The 22,492-nt window shown below is 74.2% G+C and carries 19 protein-coding genes; 6 read left to right on the top strand and 13 right to left on the bottom strand.

Annotation, left to right across the window (positions count from 1 at the left end):
• Positions 1-22: 22 nt before the first annotated feature.
• Positions 23-904, bottom strand: coding sequence for a DegV family protein (locus ABWU78_RS00945; protein WP_253050351.1), 882 nt, complete (start codon positions 902-904; stop codon positions 23-25).
• 84 nt (positions 905-988) lie between these two features.
• Here ABWU78_RS00945 and ABWU78_RS00940 point away from each other — a divergent pair, with 84 nt between their 5' ends.
• On the top strand, positions 989-2,959 hold the full coding sequence (locus ABWU78_RS00940) for a helicase HerA-like domain-containing protein (RefSeq protein ID WP_439157278.1): 1,971 nt from the start codon (positions 989-991) through the stop codon (positions 2,957-2,959).
• Positions 2,960-3,042: 83 nt separating this feature from the next.
• On the opposite strand, the gene leuS is transcribed toward ABWU78_RS00940, so the two are convergent.
• On the bottom strand, positions 3,043-6,042 hold the full coding sequence (leuS, locus tag ABWU78_RS00935) for a leucine--tRNA ligase (RefSeq protein ID WP_439157277.1): 3,000 nt from the start codon (positions 6,040-6,042) through the stop codon (positions 3,043-3,045).
• A gap of 67 nt (positions 6,043-6,109) precedes the next feature.
• On the opposite strand from leuS, the gene ABWU78_RS00930 reads away from it, so the two are divergent.
• Positions 6,110-6,556, top strand: a complete 447-nt coding sequence (locus tag ABWU78_RS00930) for a YbjQ family protein (protein ID WP_253050354.1) — start codon at positions 6,110-6,112, stop codon at positions 6,554-6,556.
• Between the two features lie 49 nt (positions 6,557-6,605).
• Here ABWU78_RS00930 and ABWU78_RS00925 read toward each other — a convergent pair whose 3' ends face one another.
• The 6 genes from ABWU78_RS00925 to ABWU78_RS00900 all read right to left on the bottom strand — a co-directional run bounded on the left by ABWU78_RS00925 (position 6,606) and on the right by ABWU78_RS00900 (position 14,085).
• Complete coding sequence (locus ABWU78_RS00925; RefSeq protein ID WP_439157276.1) at positions 6,606-7,262, bottom strand: vitamin K epoxide reductase family protein; 657 nt, start codon at positions 7,260-7,262, stop codon at positions 6,606-6,608.
• Positions 7,263-7,609: 347 nt separating this feature from the next.
• Positions 7,610-8,899, bottom strand: coding sequence for an MFS transporter (locus ABWU78_RS00920; RefSeq protein WP_439157275.1), 1,290 nt, complete (start codon positions 8,897-8,899; stop codon positions 7,610-7,612).
• Positions 8,900-9,019: 120 nt separating this feature from the next.
• Positions 9,020-9,763, bottom strand: coding sequence for a metal-dependent transcriptional regulator (locus ABWU78_RS00915; RefSeq protein ID WP_253050358.1), 744 nt, complete (start codon positions 9,761-9,763; stop codon positions 9,020-9,022).
• A 34-nt stretch (positions 9,764-9,797) separates the two neighbouring features.
• On the bottom strand, positions 9,798-10,502 hold the full coding sequence (locus tag ABWU78_RS00910; RefSeq protein WP_253050360.1) for a YceI family protein: 705 nt from the start codon (positions 10,500-10,502) through the stop codon (positions 9,798-9,800).
• Positions 10,503-10,556: 54 nt separating this feature from the next.
• Positions 10,557-12,416, bottom strand: a complete 1,860-nt coding sequence (locus tag ABWU78_RS00905; RefSeq protein WP_253050362.1) for a metallophosphoesterase family protein — start codon at positions 12,414-12,416, stop codon at positions 10,557-10,559.
• 97 nt (positions 12,417-12,513) lie between these two features.
• Complete coding sequence (locus tag ABWU78_RS00900) at positions 12,514-14,085, bottom strand: MFS transporter (protein WP_439157274.1); 1,572 nt, start codon at positions 14,083-14,085, stop codon at positions 12,514-12,516.
• A 203-nt stretch (positions 14,086-14,288) separates the two neighbouring features.
• Between ABWU78_RS00900 and ABWU78_RS00895 the strand changes: the two genes are divergently transcribed.
• On the top strand, positions 14,289-14,918 hold the full coding sequence (locus tag ABWU78_RS00895) for a TetR/AcrR family transcriptional regulator (protein ID WP_439157273.1): 630 nt from the start codon (positions 14,289-14,291) through the stop codon (positions 14,916-14,918).
• Between the two features lie 88 nt (positions 14,919-15,006).
• On the opposite strand, the gene ABWU78_RS00890 is transcribed toward ABWU78_RS00895, so the two are convergent.
• From ABWU78_RS00890 to ABWU78_RS00880, 3 genes are all read right to left on the bottom strand, one after another.
• Positions 15,007-16,488, bottom strand: a complete 1,482-nt coding sequence (locus ABWU78_RS00890; RefSeq protein WP_253050368.1) for a hypothetical protein — start codon at positions 16,486-16,488, stop codon at positions 15,007-15,009.
• Positions 16,485-17,075 (bottom strand): VOC family protein, encoded by a 591-nt coding sequence (locus ABWU78_RS00885; RefSeq protein ID WP_253050369.1) that lies wholly within the window; start codon positions 17,073-17,075, stop codon positions 16,485-16,487. Before ABWU78_RS00885 ends, ABWU78_RS00890 begins: the two co-directional genes overlap by 4 nt.
• Positions 17,076-17,204: 129 nt before the next feature.
• Positions 17,205-18,215 (bottom strand): non-homologous end joining protein Ku, encoded by a 1,011-nt coding sequence (locus ABWU78_RS00880; protein ID WP_253050370.1) that lies wholly within the window; start codon positions 18,213-18,215, stop codon positions 17,205-17,207.
• A 114-nt stretch (positions 18,216-18,329) separates the two neighbouring features.
• On the opposite strand from ABWU78_RS00880, the gene ABWU78_RS00875 reads away from it, so the two are divergent.
• On the top strand, positions 18,330-18,632 hold the full coding sequence (locus tag ABWU78_RS00875; RefSeq protein WP_253050372.1) for a DUF1905 domain-containing protein: 303 nt from the start codon (positions 18,330-18,332) through the stop codon (positions 18,630-18,632).
• Positions 18,633-18,638: 6 nt separating this feature from the next.
• On the opposite strand, the gene ABWU78_RS00870 is transcribed toward ABWU78_RS00875, so the two are convergent.
• Positions 18,639-19,307 (bottom strand): response regulator, encoded by a 669-nt coding sequence (locus ABWU78_RS00870; RefSeq protein ID WP_253050374.1) that lies wholly within the window; start codon positions 19,305-19,307, stop codon positions 18,639-18,641.
• The gene (locus tag ABWU78_RS00865) at positions 19,304-20,503 is read right to left on the bottom strand and encodes a sensor histidine kinase (RefSeq protein WP_353708920.1); all 1,200 of its coding nucleotides are present in this window, start codon (positions 20,501-20,503) and stop codon (positions 19,304-19,306) included. The genes ABWU78_RS00870 and ABWU78_RS00865 overlap by 4 nt, the downstream gene beginning before the upstream one ends.
• A gap of 172 nt (positions 20,504-20,675) precedes the next feature.
• On the opposite strand from ABWU78_RS00865, the gene ABWU78_RS00860 reads away from it, so the two are divergent.
• Both ABWU78_RS00860 and ABWU78_RS00855 read left to right on the top strand, forming a co-directional pair.
• A complete protein-coding gene (locus ABWU78_RS00860; RefSeq protein WP_353708919.1) occupies positions 20,676-21,647 on the top strand; it encodes an ABC transporter ATP-binding protein in 972 nt (323 codons plus the stop codon).
• On the top strand, positions 21,644-22,450 hold the full coding sequence (locus ABWU78_RS00855) for an ABC transporter permease (RefSeq protein WP_353708918.1): 807 nt from the start codon (positions 21,644-21,646) through the stop codon (positions 22,448-22,450). Before ABWU78_RS00860 ends, ABWU78_RS00855 begins: the two co-directional genes overlap by 4 nt.
• Positions 22,451-22,492: the final 42 nt, after the last annotated feature.

The following is a 22,492-nucleotide window of genomic DNA, read 5'->3' as shown; positions in this document are numbered from 1 at the left end:
AACTGTCCGCGACGCCCGGGGCTCAGCGCGCGGTCGAACCGCCCTCGACGCCCGAGCCGCGGTCCGCGAGCTCGGCGACGACGACGGCCAGCACGCCCGGTCCCACGTGGGCGCCCAGCACGGCGCTGACGGGGGTGACCACGACGTCCAGGCCGGTGCGCGCGGTCAGCTCGGACGCGAGCCGCTGCGCGCCCGCCTCGTCCCCGACGTGGTGGACCGCGAGCGCGGGCAGCGCCCGGCGCGCCGCGGACTCGACGGCGACCGTCGTCAGCCGCTCGACCGCCGCGGCCCTGGTCCGGACCTTCTGCACGACCTCGATCCTGCCCTCCCGCACGGCCAGCAGCGGTCGCACGCCGAGCACCGTCCCCAACGCCGCGGACGCCGCGCTGAGGCGGCCCCCACGGCGGAGATGGTCGAGCGAGTCGACGAGGAAGACGGCGCGGCTCGCGTCGGCGACCTCGATGGCGCGCCGGGCGACCACGTCCGCGCTCTCCCCCGCTCCCGCGGCACGGGCGGCGGCCCGCGCCGCGAAGCCCAGCCCCATCGCGACGGTCCGGGAGTCCACGACCCGCACCGGGACCGGTGCGTCCGCCGCCGCGAGCGCGGCCGCGTGCACCGTGCCCGACAGCTCGCCCGAGAGATGGACGGAGACGATCTCGCGCGCGCCCGCGGCGACGGCGGCGGCGTACGCCTCGGCGAACGCCCGGGGCGTCGGCTGCGACGTCGTGACCCGGCGACCGGCCTGCAGGTGCGCGGCCACGTCCTCGGCGGTGAGCCCGACTCCCTCGAGCGAGGACTCGTCGTCGACGATCACGTGCAGCGGGACGGACCGGAGCCGCTCCTCGGGGACGGACGGGAGGGACGCCGTCGAGTCGGTGACGACGTGCACGTGGTGGTCGGTCATGGCCGCGCCACCTTACGGCCCGCGCGGGCCGTCGCGCATCCCGGCCCGGCTGCGCCCCCGCGGTGCCGCCCCTACGATCCGAGCATGGCCGACGACGCCGCACAGTCCCCGACCGAGCTCGCCGCCCTGCGCGCGGCCGCCGCGCAGGCCGCCGCCGAGGCCGCCGAGGCCAGAGCCGCCGCCGCGCAGGCGGCCCTCGAGGCCGCGGAGGCGGCCGCGCGGGCCGACACGGCCCCCGAGACCTCGGCTCCCGAGGGCGCCGACGCGTCGGCGACCGGCACGCCCCCGGGCACCGCCGGTCCAGCCGAGGCGAGCGGATCCCGCGAGGGGGGCACGTCGTCGGGCACCGAGCCGAGCGCGGAGGGTCGCGCGCCTGCCGAGGAGGCTGCGCCGTCGGGCACCGGGCCGCTCGAGGGCTACGCCGCCGAGGTCGCGACCGGCTACGCGTACCGGGGCGGCACGCTCGCGCTCGGCGCGCTGCTCGAAGGCGACCCGGGCGGCGACCCGACGCCGCGCGCCGACGTGCAGGTGGGGTTCGCCCTGAGCATGCTCAACCGGCACGGGCTCGTCGCGGGCGCGACCGGGACCGGCAAGACGAAGACGCTCCAGGGCATGGCGGAAGGGCTGTCGGCCGCTGGTGTGCCCGTGTTCCTCGCGGACGTCAAGGGCGACCTGTCCGGGCTCGCCGTGCCCGGCGAGCCGAACGAGAAGATCGTGGAGCGCTCGGCGTCGATCGGGCAGGACTGGAGCCCGACGACCTTTCCCGTCGAGCTCTACTCGCTCGGCGGTCTGGGGACCGGCGTGCCGATCCGCACGACCGTCACGGACTTCGGTCCGCTGCTGCTGTCCAAGGTCCTCGGGCTCAACGAGACGCAGGAGTCGAGCCTCGGGCTGATCTTCCACTGGGCCGACGCCCAGGGTCTCGCGCTGCTCGACCTCAAGGACCTCCAGTCGACGATCGCGTACCTCACGTCGGACGAGGGCAAGGCGGAGCTCAAGGGGATCGGCGGGGTGTCGAGCGCGACGGCGGGGGTCATCCTGCGCGAGATCGTCGCCCTGCAGGCGCAGGGCGCGGACGTGTTCTTCGGCGAGCCCGCGTTCGCGACGTCGGACCTGCTGCGCACCGCACCGGACGGCCGGGGAGTGATCTCCGCGCTCGAGCTGCCCGCGGTGCAGGACCGCCCCGCGCTGTTCTCGACGTTCCTCATGTGGCTGCTGGCCGACCTGTTCCAGGAGCTGCCCGAGGTCGGGGACGCGGAGAAGCCGAAGCTCGTCTTCTTCTTCGACGAGGCGCACCTGCTGTTCACGGGCGCGTCGAAGGAGTTCCTCCAGCAAGTGGTGCAGACCGTCCGGCTCGTGCGGTCGAAGGGCGTCGGCGTGTTCTTCGTGACGCAGAGCCCCAAGGACGTCCCCGCCGACGTGCTCGCACAGCTCGGCAACCGCGTCCAGCACGCGCTGCGCGCCTTCACGCCCGACGACGCCGCCGCCCTCCGCGCGGCCGTGCGGACGTATCCGACCTCGCCGTACGACCTCGAACGGCTGCTGCAGTCGCTCGGCACGGGCGAGGCCGTCGTCACGGTCCTCACGGAGAAGGGCGCGCCGACCCCGGTCGCCTGGACGCGCGTGCGGGCACCGCAGTCGTCGATGGAGCCCGCGCCCACGACCGTGCTCGAGGGGATCGTGGCTGCGTCGCCGGCCTTCGCGCGCTACGGCACGGCGGTCGACAACGAGTCCGCGTTCGAGCTCCTGCAGGTGCGCGTGCAGGAGCAGGCGGCGGCGCGGGACGCGACCGCCGCCGCTGAGGCCGAGGCGGCGGCCCAGGAGAAGGCGGCCAAGGACGCCGCCAAGGAGGCCGAGCGCGCGGCGAAGAAGGAGCAGGCGGAGCTGGAGAAGATGCGCGCGAAGCTCGAGCGCGACGCGGCGAAGAGCCGCTCAGGATCGGGCGGGTCGTCACGGTCGCGGTCGTCGAGCCCGCTCGACTCGTTCCTCCGCTCCGCCGGCACCCAGCTCGGCCGCGAGCTCACCCGCACCATCTTCGGCACCCGCCGCCGCTGACCCCCACGTGCTGTGGGCGTGAGATGGGCCCGGTTTCGGAGTCGAAACCGGGCCCATTTCATGCCCACGACCAGGTCGGGGACTCAGACGACGATGTTGACCAGCTTCGGGGCGCGGACGATGACCTTGCGGACCTCGGCGCCGTCGATCGCTCGCACGACGTTCGGCTCTGCGAGCGCGGCGGCGGTGAGATCCTCCTCCGTGATCGACGGCGGCACCTCCAGGCGGGCGCGCACCTTGCCCTTGACCTGGACGACGCACGTCACGGTGTCCTCGACGAGGTAGCGCTCGTCGGCCGTCGGGAAGGGCTCGTGCGCGAGCGAGCGGTCGTGGCCCAGACGCTCCCACAGCTCCTCCGCGATGTGCGGCGCGACGGGAGCGGTCATGAGCACGAGCGGCTCGACGGCCTCGCGCGGCACTCGGTCGAGTGACGTGAGGTGGTTGTTGAGCGTGATGAGCTTCGCGATCGCCGTGTTGGGGCGCATGTGCTCCATCTCGACGCGCACGTCGGCGATGGCGCGGTGCACGGCACGCAGGGTCGCGGCGTCGGCGGGCTCGTCGACGACCGTCAGCTCGCCGGTCTCCTCCGAGACGACGTTGCGCCACAGCCGCTGCAGGAACCGCTGCGACCCCACGACGGCGCGCGTCTCCCACGGGCGCGACAGGTCGAGCGGACCCATCGACATCTCGTAGACGCGGAACGTGTCGGCGCCGTATTCGGCGTACATCTCGTCGGGCGTGACGACGTTCTTGAGCGACTTGCCCATCTTGCCGTACTCGCGCTGCACGACCTCGCCGTTCCAGCGGTACACGACCTCGCCCGAGCCGTCGGACGCCGGCTCCTCCGTGACCTCGGCGGCCGGCACGTACTGGCCGCGCGCGTCGGTGAACGCGTACGCCTGGACGTAGCCCTGGTTGAAGAGCTTGTGGAACGGCTCGACGCTCGTCACGTGGCCCAGGTCGTAGAGGACCTTGTGCCAGAAGCGCGCGTAGAGCAGGTGCAGGACGGCGTGCTCGACGCCACCGACGTACAGGTCCACGCCCCCGGCGCGGCCCGCGCTCGGGTTGTGCTCCGGGCCCATCCAGTAGCGCTCGAGGCCGCCGTCGACCACGACGTCGTCCGCGCCGCCGTCCCACCGCGGGTCGAGGTAGCGCAGGTAGTACCAGCACGACCCCGCCCAGTTGGGCATGGTGTTGGTGTCGCGGCGGTACTGCTTAGGGCCGTCGCCGAGGTCGAGCGTGACGTTGACCCACTCGTCGTTGCGGCCGAGCGGCGCCTCGGGCGACGAGTCGGCGTCGTCCGGGTCGAACGTGCGGGGCGCGTAGTCCGGGACGTCCGGCAGGTCGACGGGCAGCAGCGCGTCGGGGATCGCGACGGGCTGGTCGTTCTCGTCCCAGACGATCGGGAACGGCTCGCCCCAGTAGCGCTGGCGGCTGAACAGCCAGTCGCGGAGGCGGTAGGTCGTGGTGCCCTCGCCGAGGCCCTTGGCGACGAGCCACTCCGTGATGCGTCGCTTGGCCTCCGCCACGTCGAGACCGTCGAGCGACACCTCGTCGTTCGACGAGCGGACGGCGACCCCGTCGCCCGTGTACGGGCCCGTGAAGTCCTCGGGGAGCCCGCCCTCGGGCTCGACCGTGCGCACGACCGGCAGCCCGAACGCCTCGGCGAACGCGAAGTCGCGCTCGTCGCCGCCCGGGACGGCCATGATCGCGCCGGTGCCGTAGCCCATGAGGACGTAGTCGGCGGTGAAGACCGGGATCGTCTGGCCGTTCACCGGGTTCACCGCGAGGTGCCCGGTGAACACGCCCGTCTTCTTGCCCGCGTCGGCCTGGCGCTCGACCGCCGTCTTCGCCGCGGCCTCGCGACGGTAGGCGGCGACGGCCTCGACCGGCGAGCGGTGCCCGCCGGTCCACGCGCTCGACGTGCCGTCGGGCCAGTGCGCCGGGACCTCGTCGAGCAGCGGGTGCTCGGGCGAGACGACCATGAACGTGGCGCCGAACAGCGTGTCCGGGCGGGTCGTGAAGACCTCGATCTCGGTGCCGGACTCCGCCGCGGCGTCGTTGGCGCCGTCGGGCGTGCCGAGCACGGCGAACCGCACGAGCGCGCCCTCGCTGCGCCCGATCCAGTTGCGCTGCATCGCCGTGACCTTCTCCGGCCAGTCGATGAGGTCGAGGTCGTCGGCGAGCCGGTCGGCGTACGCCGTGATGCGCATCTTCCACTGGCGCAGGCTGCGCTGGAAGACCGGGAAGTTGCCGCGCTCGGAGCGGCCGTCGGCCGTGACCTCCTCGTTCGCGAGGACCGTGCCCAGGCCGGGGGCCCAGTTCACGGGCGACTCGTCCACGTACGCGAGGCGCTGGGAGTCGACGACGGCGCGGCGCTGCTGGGGCGTGAGCGTCGCCCAGTCGGCCCCCTCCTCGACACCGTCGACGCCGGCCGGCACCGATCGCGCGCCCGACGCGAGCTCGGCCTCGAGCTCGGCGATGCGGCGCGCCCGGCCGCGACCGCCGTCGGGCCGCAGCGCTTCCGCGTCGTACCAGGAGTCGAAGATCTGCAGGAAGATCCACTGCGTCCAGCGCACGTAGTCGGGGTCGATCGTCGCGAACGTGCGGCGCGAGTCGTGCGCCAGGCCGAGGCGGCGCAGCTGGCGCCGCATGTTCGCGATGTTGGCCTCGGTCGTCACGCGCGGGTGCTGGCCCGTCTGCACCGCGTACTGCTCGGCGGGCAGGCCGAACGCGTCGTAGCCGAGCGCGTGCAGCACGTTCTCGCCGCGCATGCGCCGGAAGCGCCCGACGACGTCCGTCGCGATGTACCCGAGGGGGTGCCCCACGTGCAGGCCCGCGCCCGACGGGTACGGGAACATGTCCATGATGAAGTACGGGCTCGCGCCCTCGGGGCCCTGGCCGTCGCCGTCCGTGAGCTCGCCCGTGGGGTTGGCGGCCCAGAAGGTGCCGCGCTGCTCCCAGAGCTCCTGCCACTTGAGCTCGATCTGCTCCGCGAGCGCCGGCGTGTAGCGGTGGGCGGGGCCGCCCGCGGCGGGGGCGTCCGAGGCGTGCGGGATCGAGGCGGTGTCAGGCGTGGTCACCCGGCCGAGTTTACCGGCCGACGGGAGGCGCGACGGCGGCCGTCCGGCCCGTGCGAGGATGTGCGCCGTGATCATCGTGACGACCAACGAGGTGCCCGGCTACCGCATCGACGCGGTGCTCGGCGAGGTGATGGGCATGACCGTGCGCAGCGCGAACATCGGCGCGAACTTCGTCGCGTCGTTCCGCTCGATCGGCGGCGGCGAGGTGACGGAGTACACGAAGCTCGTCTACGAGTCCCGCCAGGAGGTCATGCACCGCATGGTCCAGGAGGCGCAGCGCCGCGGCGGGAACGCCGTCGTCGGCATGCGCTTCGACACGGGCGAGATCGCGGCGTCGTTCTCGGAGGTGTGCGCGTACGGCACCGCCGTCGTCGTCACGCCGATCCCGGCGGGCCAGCCCGGCGCGACGGCGCAGTCCGCCCACCAGGCCCAAGGCGCGCCGTCCGCTCCCCCGCAGCCGGGCGGTCACGGCTACCCGCAGGACGCCGCGCCGGACCAGCCGGCCTGGCGCTGACGCCAGCGGCGGTCCGCGCGGCCGGACCCTCGCGGGGCCGCGGCGCGCGTCAGAACAGCGTCATGATGATCGGGCCCTTGACCAGCAGGATCCACGCGACGAGCGCGACGTAGCCGATCGCCAGGAACAGGTGCCGGTTGCCCACGAGCGTGCGGCGCACGCCGTCGCCCGCGGGCAGGTACCCCTCCTGGACGGCGTGGACCACCTGGTACCAGAAGAGCGGCAGCATGGCGAACCACACGACCATGCAGTACGGGCACATCGCCGAGATCGCGTACATCGTCGTCCAGACGAGGAAGACGATCAGACCCATGCCGAGGGTCGTCCCGCCGAGGAGCGCGAGCCAGTACCAGCGTGGGAGCCGCGCGCCCGCGAGCAGCACGACGCCCGTCGTGATGACGACGGGGAACGCCGCGATGCCCAGCAGCGGGTTCGGGAACCCGAGGAGCGAGCCCTGCCAGGAGTCCATCGCGTCGCCGCAGTCGAGCAACGCGTTGAGGCTGCACGACGGCACGTGGTTCGGGTCCGCGAGCTTGAGGAACTTCTCGATGGCCAGCGCCGCCGAGCCCGCCAGACCGATCGCGCCGGCCACCACGAGCAACCAGCCCATCGCTCGCATGCTGATCGGGCGGGGACCGGACGACGGCAGCGGCTCGTCGTCGTGGTCGGCGGACACGCTCGCACCGGCGGTGGCGCTCTTGCTCACGGGGACGCTCCTCGTGGGTCACCGGCTCGCGCCGGACGTGACGGGGCGCACGGCGGTGCGCGCAGGGCACAACCTACCGCGCGCCGCTGGGTCCCGGCTGGGAGTCCGCCGAGGTAGAGGCGTGGTCGCCTTTCACGACGGCGTGTGGTTGCCCTGGGTGGTCGGGGTGGGTGGTGGTGCCGCGTCTACCATCCGCGCCGCTCGTTCCTCGCGTCGCTCCCGCCAGGCCCGACCACGACGCGGCACCACCACCCACCCCGACCCGGTGTCGACTCACCCGGTCGGTGCTCACGACGACCAGGGCTCTACCCCGGCAGACCACGCCTCTACCTCGGCGGACCAGGGGTCTACCTCGGCAGGCTGACCGGCTCGGTCGCAGGCGAGCCGGCGTCGTCGGGCAGGGTGGCGCCGACGACGCCGGCGACGCCGGCGGGGCGGCGGCCGACGAGGAGGATGATCGCCAGGCCGGCGACAGTGAGCACGACGCCGGTCCAGGCCGGGGCGAGGTAGCCCCAGCCGGCGGCGATGACGAGGCCCCCGAGGAACGCGCCGTTGGCGTTGCCGACGTTGAGCGCGGAGTGGCACAGGGCCGCGCCGAGCGAGGGCGCGGCGGGCGACAGGTCCATGAGGCGCGTCTGCAGGGCGAGGCCGAGGACCTGGGAGGTGACGCCGAGCAGGAAGAGCGACAGCACGGCGGGGACGGGGTGGTGGCCCGTGAGGCCGAACAGCGCGAGCGTCACGCCTGTGGAGACGAACCCGAGGTAGACGGTGCGCATGACGGAGCGGTCGGCGAGCCGGCCGCCGAGGACGGTGCCGACGGTCATGCCGACGCCGAAGATCGCGAGCACCAGCGGCACCGCGGCGGACGACAGGCCCGTGACGCGCGTGATGGTCGGCTCGACGTAGGAGTAGACGGCGAACATGCCGCCGAACCCGACCGCGGCGCCGACGAATCCGAGCCACAGCGGCCCGTTGCGCAGCGCGCCGAGCTCGCGGCGCACGCTCGAGTCCTCGTTCCCCGCACCGGCCGGGACGAGCCACCACAGGGCGGCGAGCGTGACGAGGCCCAGCCCGCCGACCACGACGAACGCGGCGCGCCAGCCGAGCTGCTGCCCGGCGAAGGTCGAGAGCGGGACCCCGACGACGTTGGCGATGGTCAGCCCGGCCATCATGGTCGCGACGGCGCGCCCCCGGCGCCCGGGGCCCGCGACGGCCGCGCCGACCGCGGCTCCGACGCCGAAGAACGCTCCGTGCGGCAGCCCCGCGAGGAACCGGCCGGCGACGAGCGTCTCGATGCTCCCGGCGGTCGCGGAGAACAGGTTGCCGAGCGTGTAGAACGCCATGAGCGCGACGAGCAGCGTCTTGCGGGGCAGGCGCGCCGCGACGACGGTGAGCAGCGGCGCCCCGACGACCACGCCGACGGCGTAGGCGGTGATGGCGTGGCCCGCCGTGGGGATCGAGACGTCGAGGTCGGTCGCGATGTCGGAGAGCAGGCCCATCGTCGCGAACTCGGTCGTGCCGATGGTGAACCCACCCATCGCGAGCGCGAGGAGCGCGGGCCCGGCCCCGCGCAGGCGTCCGGCGCGCGTGGGAGGGACGTCCGCGGGGGGCGCGGGCGTGGCGGTGCTGTCGGTCATCGTGTCCTCGGGGCGTCGTGGCAGGGCGGCGGTGGAGACCTCGGACCGAAGCACCAGCGATCGAATCGATTCGAGGATCGTCGACGACGTCGGCGACGAGAACAGGGGCAGGCGGCCAGTCTAGGCGGGGACCGGCTCCGCGCGCACGACCCACACGTGGTCCGCGGCACGCAGGCCGAGCTGCGCGGGCGGCGTCGGGCGCGCGGCCGACGCGTCGTCGGGACGGACGCCCGCCCCGGCAGCGTCCGGCGGCGACCACACGACGGAGAGGATGCCCGCGTACTCGCGGCGTTCGCGCACCTCGACGCCGGTGTCCAGGCCGACGCCGATCTCCGCGAGGTAGCGCAGGACGTCCGGGTCGGCGTCGGAGATCCGCACGACGGTCCCCCGGTCCCCCACGACGAGGTCGGCGAGCGGGACGGCGGGCGGGCGGACGACGGTCCCGTCGGCGCCGGGGATCGGGTCGCCGTGGGGGTCGCGCGTGGGGCGCCCGAGGCGCGCGTCGATCCGCTCCATGAGCAGGTCGGAGACGGCGTGCTCGAGCACCTCGGCCTCGTCGTGCACCTCGTCCCAGCCGTAGCCGAGCTCGGACACGAGGTAGGTCTCGAGGAGGCGGTGGCGTCGCACCATGGCGAGCGCGAGGCTGCGCCCGCGCTCGGTGAGCGTGATCGCCCCGTAGGGCGCGTGCTCGAGGAGGCCCTGGGCGCTGAGCCGGCGCACCGTCTCCGACACGGTCGAGGCGCCGACACCGATGCGCTCGGCGAGGAGCTTGGTCGTCACCTTCTCGTCCGACCACTCCTGGGCGGCCCAGACGACCTTGAGGTAGTCCTGGGCGACGGGCGTCAGGTCGGTCGGGTGGTCCACACGACCACCCTAGGTCACGGGGCCCCGCGACCCCTCAGGGGCTCGCGGGCCGGACGAGCTGGAGCCGCACCTCGACCGTGCCCTCGTCCCGCACCTGGACGGGGGCCACGGGCGGCACCGCGATGCCGAAGTCGGAGAAGCGCACGCCGATCGCCCCGGTCGCGAGCACCCCGTCGCCCGACCGCTGCGCCTCGAGCGCCACCGTCACGGCCTCGGTCTCGTCGCGGATCGTCAGCGCGCCCGACGCCTCGAGGCGCACCGGCGTCGTCGTGGACCCGAGCTCGCTCACGTCGAGCGGCGAGGTGAGCGAGAAGAGCGTGGTCGGGTAGAGGTCGGTCTCGAGCGCCTGCTGGAGCTGGCGGTCCGCCACGGAGGACCCGGTCCGGAGCGTCGTCGTCTCGACCGTCACGGTCGCGGTCTCCAGCGACCCCGACCGCACGCGGAACGTCCCGGTGACGTCCGGGGTGACGCCCAGGAGCACGGCCTCGTCCGCCGGGACGTCCAGGACGTCGGCGCGGAAGCCCGCCTCGGACCCCGGCCCGACGACCCACTCGCCGTCGACGTCGAACGGCCCCGGCTCGGCGGGCGCCGCGGACGCCGTCTCCTCCCCCGGAGACTGCAGGCCCAGCGGCGGCGGGGTGCGGCCCTCGCGCACCTCCGAGTACACGAACGGCGCGAGGAGCACCACGACGAGCGCGAGGACCACCGACACGACGATCCAGCGCGTGGACCTGCTCATACGCCACATCCTGCCGTGTCCGGCAGCGCGGGGCGAGGACCGACGCGCGCCGTCTCAGCCCTCGGTGGCGGGCGCGTCGTCGGTCGGCTCGCCCGCGGGGACGTCCCCGCCCTCGACACCCTCCTCGCCGCCGTCGTCACCCGCCGGCTCCTCGACCACCGGCACGCCCGACGGCGTCGGCCAGGCGATGCGCGGCCAGACCGTCGCGGACTCGTCGGTCCCGATCTGCACGAGCTGCCAGTCGACGATGCGGCGCCGCTCAGGGTCGAAGCGCAGCACCGTCATCTCGGCCGTGCCCTTGAGCGGGCCGATGCGGAGCTGGTCCTTGACCGCCCCCGCGGTGCTGCCGCTCACGTACCGGACGCCGCCGCCCGTCCGCTCCGGACCGGACCGGGTGTGCATGTGACCGGAGATCTGGTTCGGGACGCAGCCGGAGTCGAGCGCCTCGTTCCCCATGCGGGGCGTGTGGATGAGGAGGAGGTCGATGCCGTCGCCCTCCTCCTGCTCCGTGCACGCGACCTCGGTGAGACGCGCCGCGTACTCCTCGGGCGTCTCCTCGCGCGGCGGCTGGCTGCCGAGGCCGAGGCGCGTCTCGAGCGGGTCGCGGTCGCCGAGGATGCGGATCCCCCCGACCTCGACGACCTTCCCGTCCAGCACGGTCTGGCCGTTGGCACGCTCCTGCGCCGACGTCTCGACGCTGTCGTGGTTGCCGTCGGCGACGACCATGGTCGCGCCCTTCGGCACCGCCGACGCGAACGAGTCGACGCAGAACGACTCGACCGCCGTGCCGTTCATCGTCGTGTCGCCGGCGTTGAGCACGATCGTCGCGCCCGAGCGCTCGGCGGCGGTCCGGACGAGCGGCGTCATGCCCGTGTTGCAGTGGAGGTCGCTCACGACCAGGAGCGTCACGAGGTCCTCCTCGGCCGCCGGCTGCGGAGCCGGCTCGTCGGTCGCCTCGGCGTCGGCCGACCCCTCGGCGCCGGAGACCTCGCCGCCCGCGCCCTCGTCGCCGGCGCCCGACGGCGGGGTGGCGGACGCCCCGTCGTCGTCCCCCGTGGCGCGGGTCCCCTCGGGCGACGTCGCCTCGTCGGGGGACGACTCGTCGTCGGACGTCGCCGTGGCCGCGGGGCGCGGGGCGGTGAGGCGCTGGATGCGGTCGCGCCGGTCCCACGCCGCGACGAGGTTGGCGTCGGCGCGCGCGTAGAAGGCCTCGTTCTCGCGGTACAGGTCGATGAGCATCGCGCCGTACGTGTCGACGACGCCCGCGAGCCGGCCGGTGATGCGCGCGCCCTCGAGCGGGGTCCCGTCGAACACGGCGGACGCGCGGTGGGACGGGCCGGTCGTCGTGCCCGGGTCGCTCGCGACGAGCGACGCCGCGACGAGGGACACGAGGACGACCCCTGCCGTGATCTCGTAGGTCCGCGGCGCGACGCGCTCGGTGAGCTCGCGGCGGCGCGGCGGGCCGAGCAGCAGGTAGAGCCCCGCACCGACGGCCGCGACGACGAGGATCGCGAAGCCCGTCCGGCGCAGCGCGTCGACGACGAGGGCCCGCGCGACGGAGCCGATCGTCTCCTGCGGGCCGCCGAAGAAGCGGAGGTAGTCCTCGAGGTCCTGCGACAGACCCTCGAGCGTGTCGGCCTGCCCGACCGCGGTGAGGTCGGCAGGGATCTCCTCGACCGTGACGTCGGCGCCCAGGCCGAGCGGCAGCGGCGAGTCGATCTGGATGGTCCCGAGCGGGCCGAGGTCGACGGTGACGAGGCCGTTCGTCGTGACCTCGTACAGCGCCTCGTGCGGCCCGAGGCTGCGCTCGGCCGTCGCGGTCGTGACCCCCCACACGACGCACGGCACGAGCGCGAGCAGGACGGCGAGGGTCCAGCGGACCCAGCGGGGCGGGGTGCGGTGCGGACGGCTCATCACCGCCCAGCCTCCCGGATCGGGGCTCCCGCCGCCAACCGCGGGCGCCGCGCGCCCCGCCGCGGGGGCGCGGCGGGACGCGCGGGGCGGCGCGTCGTCAGGACTTCGCGCCGCGCAGCGTGACGAGCGCCACGCCCGCGGCGACGAGCATGAGCACCACGCCGATGAGCGACGTCGTGCCCACGCCGCTGCCGAACGCGGCGTGCGCGGAGTCGAGCAGCGCCTGCGCCTGCCCCGCGGGCAGGGTGGACGCGACCTGGGTCGCACCGCCGAGCGTCTCGGCCGCGGCGACGGCGTCGGCGGCGGGAACGCCCGCCGGGACGACGACGTTCGCGTGGTACGACGCCGTGAGGATGCTCCCGAGCACGGCGGTGCCGAGCACGGCACCGACCTCGTACGCGGTCTCGGAGATCGCGGACGCCGCGCCCGCCTTGGCGGCGGGGACCGACGACACGATGAGGTCGTTGGACACGGTCTCCGCGGCGCCGACGCCGAGCGACAGCACGACGAACGCGACCACGAGCAGCGCGAGCGTGCTCTGCCCCGCGCCCGCGGCGACGATCGCGTACCCCGTCGCGGAGAAGAGCAGCGCGACGGCGACGACGTGCGCGGGGCGCACGCGGCGCACGACCCGCACGACGCCCAGGCCCGCCACGATCATGACGAGCAGGCCGGGCAGGAGCGCGACGCCCGCCTGCATGGGGGCGAGCCCGAGCACGAGCTGCACGTCCTGCGAGACGAAGAACAGGAACCCGACGAGCGAGAACACGGACAGCAGGTTGACGAGCACGGCGCCGCTGAACGCGCCGTGGGTGAAGAGCCGCACGTCGATCATCGGGTCGGGCCGGCGGAGCTGACGTCGCACGAACAGCGCCCCGGCGACCAGCCCGACGACGACGCTCCCCACCGCGAGGGTGCTCACCCCGGACTTGGCGAGCATCTTGATGCCGTAGACGACGGGCGTCATGGTCGCCATGACGAGCACGATCGACAGCACGTCGACGCGCCCCGGTGCGGGGTCGCGCGACTCGGGCACGAAGAACGGCGCGAGCGCGAGCAGCAGCACGAGCACGGGGACGGCGAGGAGGAATACCGAGCCCCACCAGAAGTGCTCGAGCAGGAACCCGCCGACGATGGGCCCGAGGGCCGACCCGGCGGCGAACCCCGCCGCCCAGATCGCGATGGCGAGCCGACGCTCCTCGCGGTCGACGAAGACGTTGCGCAGGAGCGAGAGCGTCGACGGCATGAGCATCGCGCCGAAGAAGCCGAGCGCGGCGCGGGACGCGACGAGCGCGCCGGCCGTCGGCGCGTAGGCGGCGACGACCGACACGGCCGCGAACCCCACGGCCCCGACGAGGAGCAGCCGGCGGCGGCCGACGCGGTCGGCGAAGGAGCCCATCGGCACGAGCAGGCCGGCGAGCACGAGCGGGTAGATGTCGATGATCCACAGGAGCTGGGTCCCGCTGGGGCGCAGCGACTCGGAGATCTGCGGCAGCGCGAAGCTCAGCACGGTGTTGTCGATCGACACGAGCAGCACCGGGAGCATCAGCACGGCGAGCGCGAACCAGCGGCCGGCGGCGCCGCGCGCGGGCCCGCGCGTCGCGGACGCGTGCTGGGCGGCCGGGGCGGCCGTCGGGGTCGTCGGGGTCGTCGTCACGGAGGTCGTCACGGCGAGAGGTCCTTCCACGTTCTGCGGGCGGTCGGGGCAGCGCGGTGGCGCCGAACTTCCAAACCGTCCAGACGGTACAGTAACGATCTCGACGCTCGCCGTCATCCCGAGGACGGTGTGACGCTGCGCACCGCCGCCGTCCGAGCGAGCGCCGCTCCGTCCGGACGGCCGGTGCGCCGCGCCCTCCCACTACCCTCGGAACCATGCCGCCGCCCCCCGCCGCCCGCGCCAAGGTCCTGCGCGCGTTCGCGTCCCTCCTCGTCGAGCAGGGTGAGCGCGCCGCCACGCTCGACGCCGTCGCCGAGCGCGCCGGGGTGTCCAAGGGCGGGCTGCTCTACCACTTCGGCTCCAAGGACGCGCTCGCCGACGGTCTCACCGAGCACCTGCGCGAGCTCACCGCCGCCGACGTCGCGGCGATGCGCGCGGCGCCCGCCGGGGCCGTGGACTACCTCATCCGCACGTCGACGCTCGTCGACACCGAGTTCGAGCTCGTCTACCTCGCCGTCTCGCGCCTGGCGCAGGGGTCGTTCCCGCGCGCCCGCGCCGCGCTCGACGGCGCGCACGACGCCTGGACCCGTGCCGTCCTCGACGAGGTCGGCGACCCCGTCGTCGCGCGCGCGATCGTCCTGCTCAGCGACGGGCTCTACGCGCACGCCGCGCTGAGCAGCGACGTGCTCGGTCGTGTCACGGGCGGCACGGCCGCGACCGACGACAGCGACGGCGTCCCCGAGGAGGACCTCGCCTTCCGCGGGCCCCGGCCCGGCGACGACGTCGACGACCTCCTGCGGCTCATCGACGAGCTCGTCGCGCTGCGCCGCGCGTCGACCGCCTGAGCCGGGACCGTCCCGCGACGCCGGAGGCCCGGTGGCACGCCTGTCGACGTGCCACCGGGCCTCCGGATCCCGGGGGTGCTGCCTGCCGCTACCCGCCGAACGAGAACGCCACGGAACGCTCCCGCGTGACCTGCTCACCGTCGACGTCGGCGGCGAACGAGACGTCCACCTGGCCCTCGACCGGCTCCGTCGTGCGCACGGCGAACGCCTGGTAGGCGCTCGCTCCCGCCTCGACGCGCGGGAAGTGCTTGCGCCCGAACGGCGTCACGACGCTCACGTCCGCGGTGCTGTCGCCCTCGTTGAGCACGCGCACGCTGAGGTAGAGCTTGCCCGCGAGCCAGCGGGGGCTCACGTCGACGGAGAAGTGCGGCCCGGGGTCGTCGGCGCACGGGTCGGCCGTCGGCGCGTCCTCCCAGACGGCCCCGTAGGACCGTGAGTACGACCACCCGTCGACCCACGCCGACGCGCCGAGCACCAGATCGATGTCGTCGAGCCTCCACGTCTCGTCGTAGGCCGGCGAGACCGTACCGTCGCCGTGCGTGACGAATCCCGGCCAGGGCTCACGAGTGACCCACGGGTGGCCGAAGCCGGCGTCTCCGTACACGACGTCGTACCCGGTGTTCGGCCCCTCCCACGAGATGAGGAACGAGCTCTCGTCCACTCCCGCCGGGGGGTCGACGGCGATGTCGACGAACGGCTCGCCGGCCTCGCACACCGCCGTCACCGAGACGACGTCGAGCGCGCACCGCGGCCGCACGAGGGAGTACCACTCGAGGAGCAGCCGCCCGTCCCCGAGCGCTCGCCACTCACCCGTCGTGCCGGCGCCGCCGGGGAACTCGTACCCGGCCGCCGCCGTCGCGACGATGCCGTCGTCGCCACGCGCGTACGACACCTGCGCGGTGTCGGGCGGGAGGTGCACGTCCTGCGGCGTCGCCGCGCAGTCCGTCAGGGCTGGGGGCGTCTCGGGCACGACGATCTCGCCGCCCGACCCGCAGGACGAGACGCCCGACTCGCTGCGGTCGAAGGCGTCGTCCTCCGCGTCGACGACGACCTGCCACGTCTGGCCCGACCACTGGTCGAGCCGGGTGCCGAACCAGTAGGAGCCGTACTCGTCGACGCGGCCCTCGGAGACGACCTCGGCGTCCACCACGACGGTGACCGCCGAGCCGGCCGGGAAGCCGCCGAGCGAGACGTTGAGGTTCCCGCAGTACGCGTCGGCGGAGAACCAGTCGCTGGGCGGCTCTCCGCACGGCGTCGTCGTACCGCTGTCCGAGAAGTCCTCGTCGACCTCACCGGGTGCGTCGACGACGACGCTCCAGTCGTGCGCGACCGAGCCGTCGACGTCGTACCAGAGCGTGTGGTAGCCGTCGAAGACGACGTCGTCGACGGTCTCACCGTCGACGGTCGCGACGAACGCCGTACCGTCCGGGTATCCGTCGAGCGTGACGTAGAGGGACGAGCAGCCGGCTTGGACGTCCGGGACGGCGGCGGCTGCGGGGGTTGCCGTGGCGACGGAGATGCCGCCGAGGGCCAGCACCGTCCCCACGGTGCTGGCAAGGAGCTTCTTCACTCGGTGTCGTGGTCCTTCACGAGAGGACGGCGCGCGCCGTCGGCGGAGATGTCGAGCGCATTCAACCAGACCTGGGCACGACCTGGACATCCCCGACGAACCCCCTGTGCGCCGAGACCGGGGGCGGACGGAGGATCAGCCGTGTACGCCGCCCGCAGCGGGCCCAGGTCGAGCTTGGCCTGCGTCATCATCACGTCGACGACGCGCTGGACGCGGGCGGGGTCCGGGTCCTGCAGCATCGCGAGGAACTCGACGGGGACCACCTGCCACGACAGCCCGAAGCGGTCCTTGAGCCAGCCGCACTGCGACTCCTGACCTCCGTCGGTGAGCGCCGCCCAGTACGCGTCGACCTCCTCCTGCGACTCGCACTCGACGACGAACGACACCGCCTCGGTGAACGGGAACTGCGGGCCGCCGTTGATGGCGGCGAACCGGTGCCCGGCGAGCTCGAAGTCGGCCGACACCGCCGTGCCGTCGGGCTGGCGGAACACGTCGCCGACCGTCGCGTCGGGGAACACGCTCGCGTAGAAGGTGATGGCCTCCTCGAGGTTGCCGTCGAACCACAGGCTCGGCACGATCGCGCGCATCGTCGTCTCGCTTCGTCGGTCTCGCGGGTGGCCGGACGACCACCCACCGGTTCCGACGCGTCCCAGGGGCGCAACTCATCGCGCGCCCCAGGCCCCGCGTCGGGTCGGGCCGGGGCGGCGGGGACCGCCCTACGCGGACGCCTTCTTCCGCGTCGTCTTCGCCGTCGTCTTCTCCTTCGAGGACGACGAGCGGCCCGAGGTCTTCTTGGCCGCGGGCTTCGAGCCCTCGTCCTTCGCGCCGCCACCCTTGGCCCGGGAACCGGAGGAGCCCTTGCCCGACGACGAGGCGGCCTTGCGGCCCGAGCCGCCCTTCGCCGTCGACCCGCCGGACGACCCCGACCCGCCGGCGCGGCTGCTCTTCGAGGACGCGACGGACTTGCGCAGCGCCTCCATGAGGTCGATCACCTCGGCGCCCTCGCCCTTCTCGGGCTGCTCGCCGAACGTCTCGGCGGTGTCGAGCGCGTCCCCCTGCTCGAGCTTGGCCTCGATGAGCTGGCGGAGCTGCACCTGGTAGTCGTCCTCGTACTCCTCGGGCGTGAAGTCCGCCTCGAAGCTCGCGACGAGCTGCGCGGACATGGCGAGCTCCTTGTCGGTCACCTTCGCCTCGTCGTCCAGCGAGGGGAACGCGGCCTCGCGCACCTCGTCGGCCCACAGCAGCGTCTGGAGCACGAGCACGTCGTCGCGCACGCGCATCGCAGCGAGCCGCGTGCGCTGACGCAGCGCGAACTTCACGATCGCCGTCCGGTCGGTCTCCTCGAGCGTGCGCCGCATGAGCACGTACGCCTTGTTGGACTTCGAGTCGGGCTCCAGGTAGTAGCTGCGGTCGAGCAGGAGCGGGTCGATCTGCTCGCTCGGCACGAACTCGACGACCTCGATCTCGCGGCTGCGCTCGGCGGGCAGCGCCGCGAAGTCCTCGCCCGTGAGCACGACGGTGCGCTCGCCGTCGTCGTACGCCTTGTCGATGTGCTCGTACGGCACGACCTCGCCGTCGATCTCGCACACGCGCCGGTAGCGGATGCGCCCGCCGTCCTTGTCGTGCACCTGGTGCAGCGGCACGTCGTGGTCCTCCGTCGCGGAGTACACCTTGACGGGGACGTTGACGAGACCGAACGTGATGGCGCCCTTCCAGATGGCCCTCATGCGTCCATGGTGGCGCCCTGCGCGCCCGCCCGCGAGGGGGCGACGGCTCCGGGTCGCAGGCGAGCGGCGCGCGCCCCCGCCCGCCGTGTGGGTGGCCCGCGGCACCATGGTCTCGTGGCGGGGACGAGGTTCGAGTTCGAGGCAGAGCTGTGGCGGTGGGAGGCGCGCACCGACAGCTGGGTGTTCGCCGCGCTGCCGGAGGACGTGAGCGACGAGATCGCGGAGCTGCCCCTCCCGCCCGCGGGGTTCGGCTCGGTCAAGGTCGAGGTGACGCTCGGGGCGCAGCGCTGGTCGACGTCGGTGTTCCCCGACGCGGGGCGCAAGACGTTCGTCGTGCCCATCAAGGCCGCGGTGCGGCGCGCCGAGGGCGTCGACGTCGGCGACCGGGTGACGATCGGCGTCGAGACCCTGCTCTGACGGGCGTCAGCCGAGCAGGCCGACGTGCAGCGCGCGCAGGACGGCGCGCGTGCGGTCGCGCGTCCCCAGCTTGAGCAGCACGGTCGACACGTGGTTCTTCACGGTCCCCTCGGCGAGGAAGAGCGCGTGCGCGATCTCGCGGTTGGAGAACCCCGCCGCGACGAGACGGAGCACCTCGAGCTCACGGTCGGTCAGCTCCTGCACCGGGCCGGTGCCGTCGTCCAGGTCGTCGGCGGGGACGGTCCCGGCTCGCACCGCCCGGAGGAGACGGTCGGTGATCGACGGCTGCACGAGGGTGCCGCCGGTGGCGAGCGTGCGGACGGCGCCCGTGAGCTGCTCGAGCGTCACGTCCTTGAGGAGGTAGCCGCGGGCTCCCGCCCGCAGGGCGCGGAGCACGAGCGCGTCGTCGTCGAACGTCGTGAGCACGAGGACGGGCACGTCGTGCCCGCTCTCGGCCATCGCCTCGAGAGCCCAGATGCCGTCGTGGCGCGGCATGCGCAGGTCGAGCAGGACGACGTCGGGCTCGTGCTCGCGCACGGCCGCGAGCGCCGTCATCCCGTCCTCCGCCTCCGCGACGACGGTGATGTCCGGCGCGAGCTCGAGGAGGCTGCGGATCCCCTGCCGCACGAGGGTCTGGTCGTCGACGAGCAGGACGCGCACCGCGGGGTCGCTCATGCTCCGGTCACGGTCGAGCCGACCGGTCCGGCACCCCGCGCGAGGGCTCGGCCGTCGCCGTCGACGCGGCGGCGCTCGACGACGCTCCGCCGCACGGGGTCGAGCTCGACCTCGACCCGGAACCCGTTCCGCCCGTCGAGCCGGACGGTCCCGCCGGCGGCGCGGACCCGCTCCTCGATCCCCCGCAGTCCGTTGCCGGGCTCCACGCGCGCGGCGCCCCACCCGTCGTCCTGCGCGACGAGCCGCACCCGGCCCTCGTCGGCGGTGACGACGACGTCGAGCACGGTCGCCTCGGCGTGCCGGATCGCGTTGGTCAGCGCCTCCTGGAGCACGCGCACGAGCACGACCGTCTGGTCCTCGTCGACAGTGACGTCGTCGGCGACGGCGACTCGCACGCGCGGCACGGTCACCCGCTCGGCGAGCGCACCGAGCGACTCCTGCAGGCTGGGCGCCTGCCGCCGCAGCTCGCCCACCGTGGCGCGCACGTCGCCGAGCAGCTCACGGGCGACGTCCTTGGCCCGGAGCACGTGCTCGCGCGCCGGGCCGCCGTCCTGGTGGCTCGCCGTCTCCAGCTCGAGGGCGAGCACGGTGAGCTGGTGGCCGAGGACGTCGTGCAGCTCGCGCGCGATCCGCAGGCGCTCCTGGGAGCGCGTCGACTCGTCCCGCAGCACCGCCGCCGCGCGCAGCTCGACGTGCGCGACGGCGAGCTGCTCGCGCATGCGCCGCTCGCGCTGGAGCGCGAGGGTCGAGCCGACGCTCGCGACCTGGAGCAGCAGGTAGATCGTCGCGGTGAGCAGGGCGTCGGTCGCCGAGCCGCGCAGCCCGACGGCGGCACCGACGACCACGGCGTTCACCGCGACGACGACCGCGACGACCGGCACGGGCACCACGTACACGCTCAGCGCCGCGACGACGACGAGCAGGATCGGGAGCCAGCCCGCGCCGGGCGCCGTGAGCACGAGCGTCCCCACGAGCACGACCTGCGCGCCCAGCAGCGTGTACGCGCGGGTCGTGGCGAAGCCCGACCCGAGGACGATCCCGACGGTGGCGAGGACGAACGCCGCGAACACCGCGAGCCAGGCCACGACGGGGAGCGTCAGGGCATCGGGGGCGGCGATCGGGACGAGCGCCCCGATGCCGAGGATGACGACGAGCATCGCGGTGCCCGCCCACACCTCCGGGTCGGTCCGTCGCATCCCTCCACCCTACGGACCCGCCGGCCGGGCGCGACGTGCCGGAAGTCATGGGCGGGGTCGGTGACGACCGGCACGCGCGGGCCGGTCCCCGCGGTCCCTAGCGTCGGAGCACGCACCTGGGCAGGACGACCCGAGCGGTGGCACGCACACCGCGGACGAGCAGGAGGACGACATGGACGCCGTCGACGCACGGAACCTCACGAAGCGCTACCGCCGCAAGGGCGGGACCACGACGGCGGTGGACGACGTCAGCCTCGTCGCCGTCGAGGGCGAGGTCCTGGGGATCCTCGGTCCCAACGGTGCGGGCAAGACGACCACGGTCGAGATGGTCGCGGGCGTGCGCCGACCCGACCACGGGTCCGTGCGGGTGCTCGGCCTCGACCCGTTCTCCGACCGTGCCGCGGTGCGCCAGGTGCTCGGGGTGCAGCTCCAGTCGGGCTTCCTGCACGGCGCGCTGACGGTGCGCGAGCTCGCGCACCTCTACCGCACGTTCTACGGCGCGGGCCGCGACCCCGACGAGCTGGTCGCGACGCTCGGGCTCGAGGAGCAGCGCGACGTACGCTACGAGCGGCTCTCGGGGGGTCAGCAGCAGCGGGTCGCGATCGTCCTCGCGCTCGTGGGGGACCCGCGCGTCGTGATCCTCGACGAGCTCACGACCGGGCTCGACCCGCAGGCCCGCCGGCAGGTCTGGGGCGTCGTGGAGGGCCTGCGCGACGGCGGCGCGACCGTGCTCCTCGTCTCGCACCTCATGGAGGAGGTCGAGCGGCTCTGCGACCGCGTGACCCTGATCGAGAGCGGTCGTGTCGTCGCGCACGACACCCCGGCCGGGCTGGTCGCGGGTGCCGGGCTGGACCAGCGCGTGCGGTTCCGCGTCGCGCAGCCTCTCCCGCCCGCGCTCCTGGACCGCGTCCCCGGCGTGGACGACGTCGCGGTCCGCGGGGACCAGGTCGTGGTGACCGGTCGCGGCGACCTGCTCCAGGAGGTGAGCACCGCGCTCGTGCGGGCCGGCGTCGTCGCGACCGAGACCCGGCTCGAGCGCGCGACGCTCGACGACGCGTTCCTCGCCCTGACGGGACGCCCGCTGACCGACGACCTGCCGGGCGAGTCCCGGGCGACGACCGCCCCGACCGAGGAGGCCGCATGACCACCACCGTCCCCGCCGTCACGACCCCGTCCGGACGGGGCGCCTCGACGCGTCCCGGGCCGCGCGCGTGGGTCGCGCTGGTCGGCGCCGAGGCGCGGATGGTCGCGCGCGACACCGCCGGGCTCGTCATGCCGTTCGGCATGCCCGTGCTGATCCTCGTCATGTACGGGCTCAGCGACGTCACGACGACGGTCGTCCCGGGATCGGGCGGCCGGACGGCGTTCGACGTCTTCGTCGTGCCGGTCGTGCTCGCCGTCGTCGTCGGCATGATCGGCGTCGTCAACATGCCGAGCTTCCTGGCCTACTACCGGCGGTCCGGCATCCTCAAGCGTCTGTCCGTCACGCCCGCGTCGCCTGCGATGGTGCTCGTCGCGCAGGTCGTGGTGAGCGTCGCCCAGACCGCCGGGGGCGTCGCGCTCGCCCTCGGCGTCGCGACGGTCGCGTTCGACGCACGGCCCCCCGCCTCCCCCGGGGTCGCGCTCGGCGTGCTCGCCCTGGCGTCGGCGGCGATGTACGCGGTCGGGATGCTCGTGGCCGCCGTCGCGCCGACCCCGAACGCCGCGCTCGCGCTCGGTCTCGTCGCGTTCTTCGCGTTCGGGGCGACCGGCGGCATGTTCGGCGCCGTGTCGAACCTCCCCGAGCCGGTGGCACGGCTCGGCGAGATGCTGCCCTTCGGCGCCGCGGTGCAGGCGCTCGGCGACGCGTGGGCGGGGCAGCCCGTGGAGCCGGCGCACCTCGTCGCGCTCGGCGGCGCGGTCGTCGTCGGGACCGTCGGCGCGGCGCGCTGGTTCCGCTGGACCTGAGGCCGGCTCCGCCGGCCACCGGCGCCGCCCATCCGCGGGGTG

The sequence above is a fragment of the Cellulosimicrobium sp. CpK407 genome (genome assembly GCF_051844275.1).
Taxonomy (GTDB): domain Bacteria; phylum Actinomycetota; class Actinomycetes; order Actinomycetales; family Cellulomonadaceae; genus Cellulosimicrobium; species Cellulosimicrobium cellulans_G.
The sequence above is the reverse complement of the archived record's forward strand: the minus strand, read 5'-3'. Positions and strand labels throughout refer to the sequence as shown.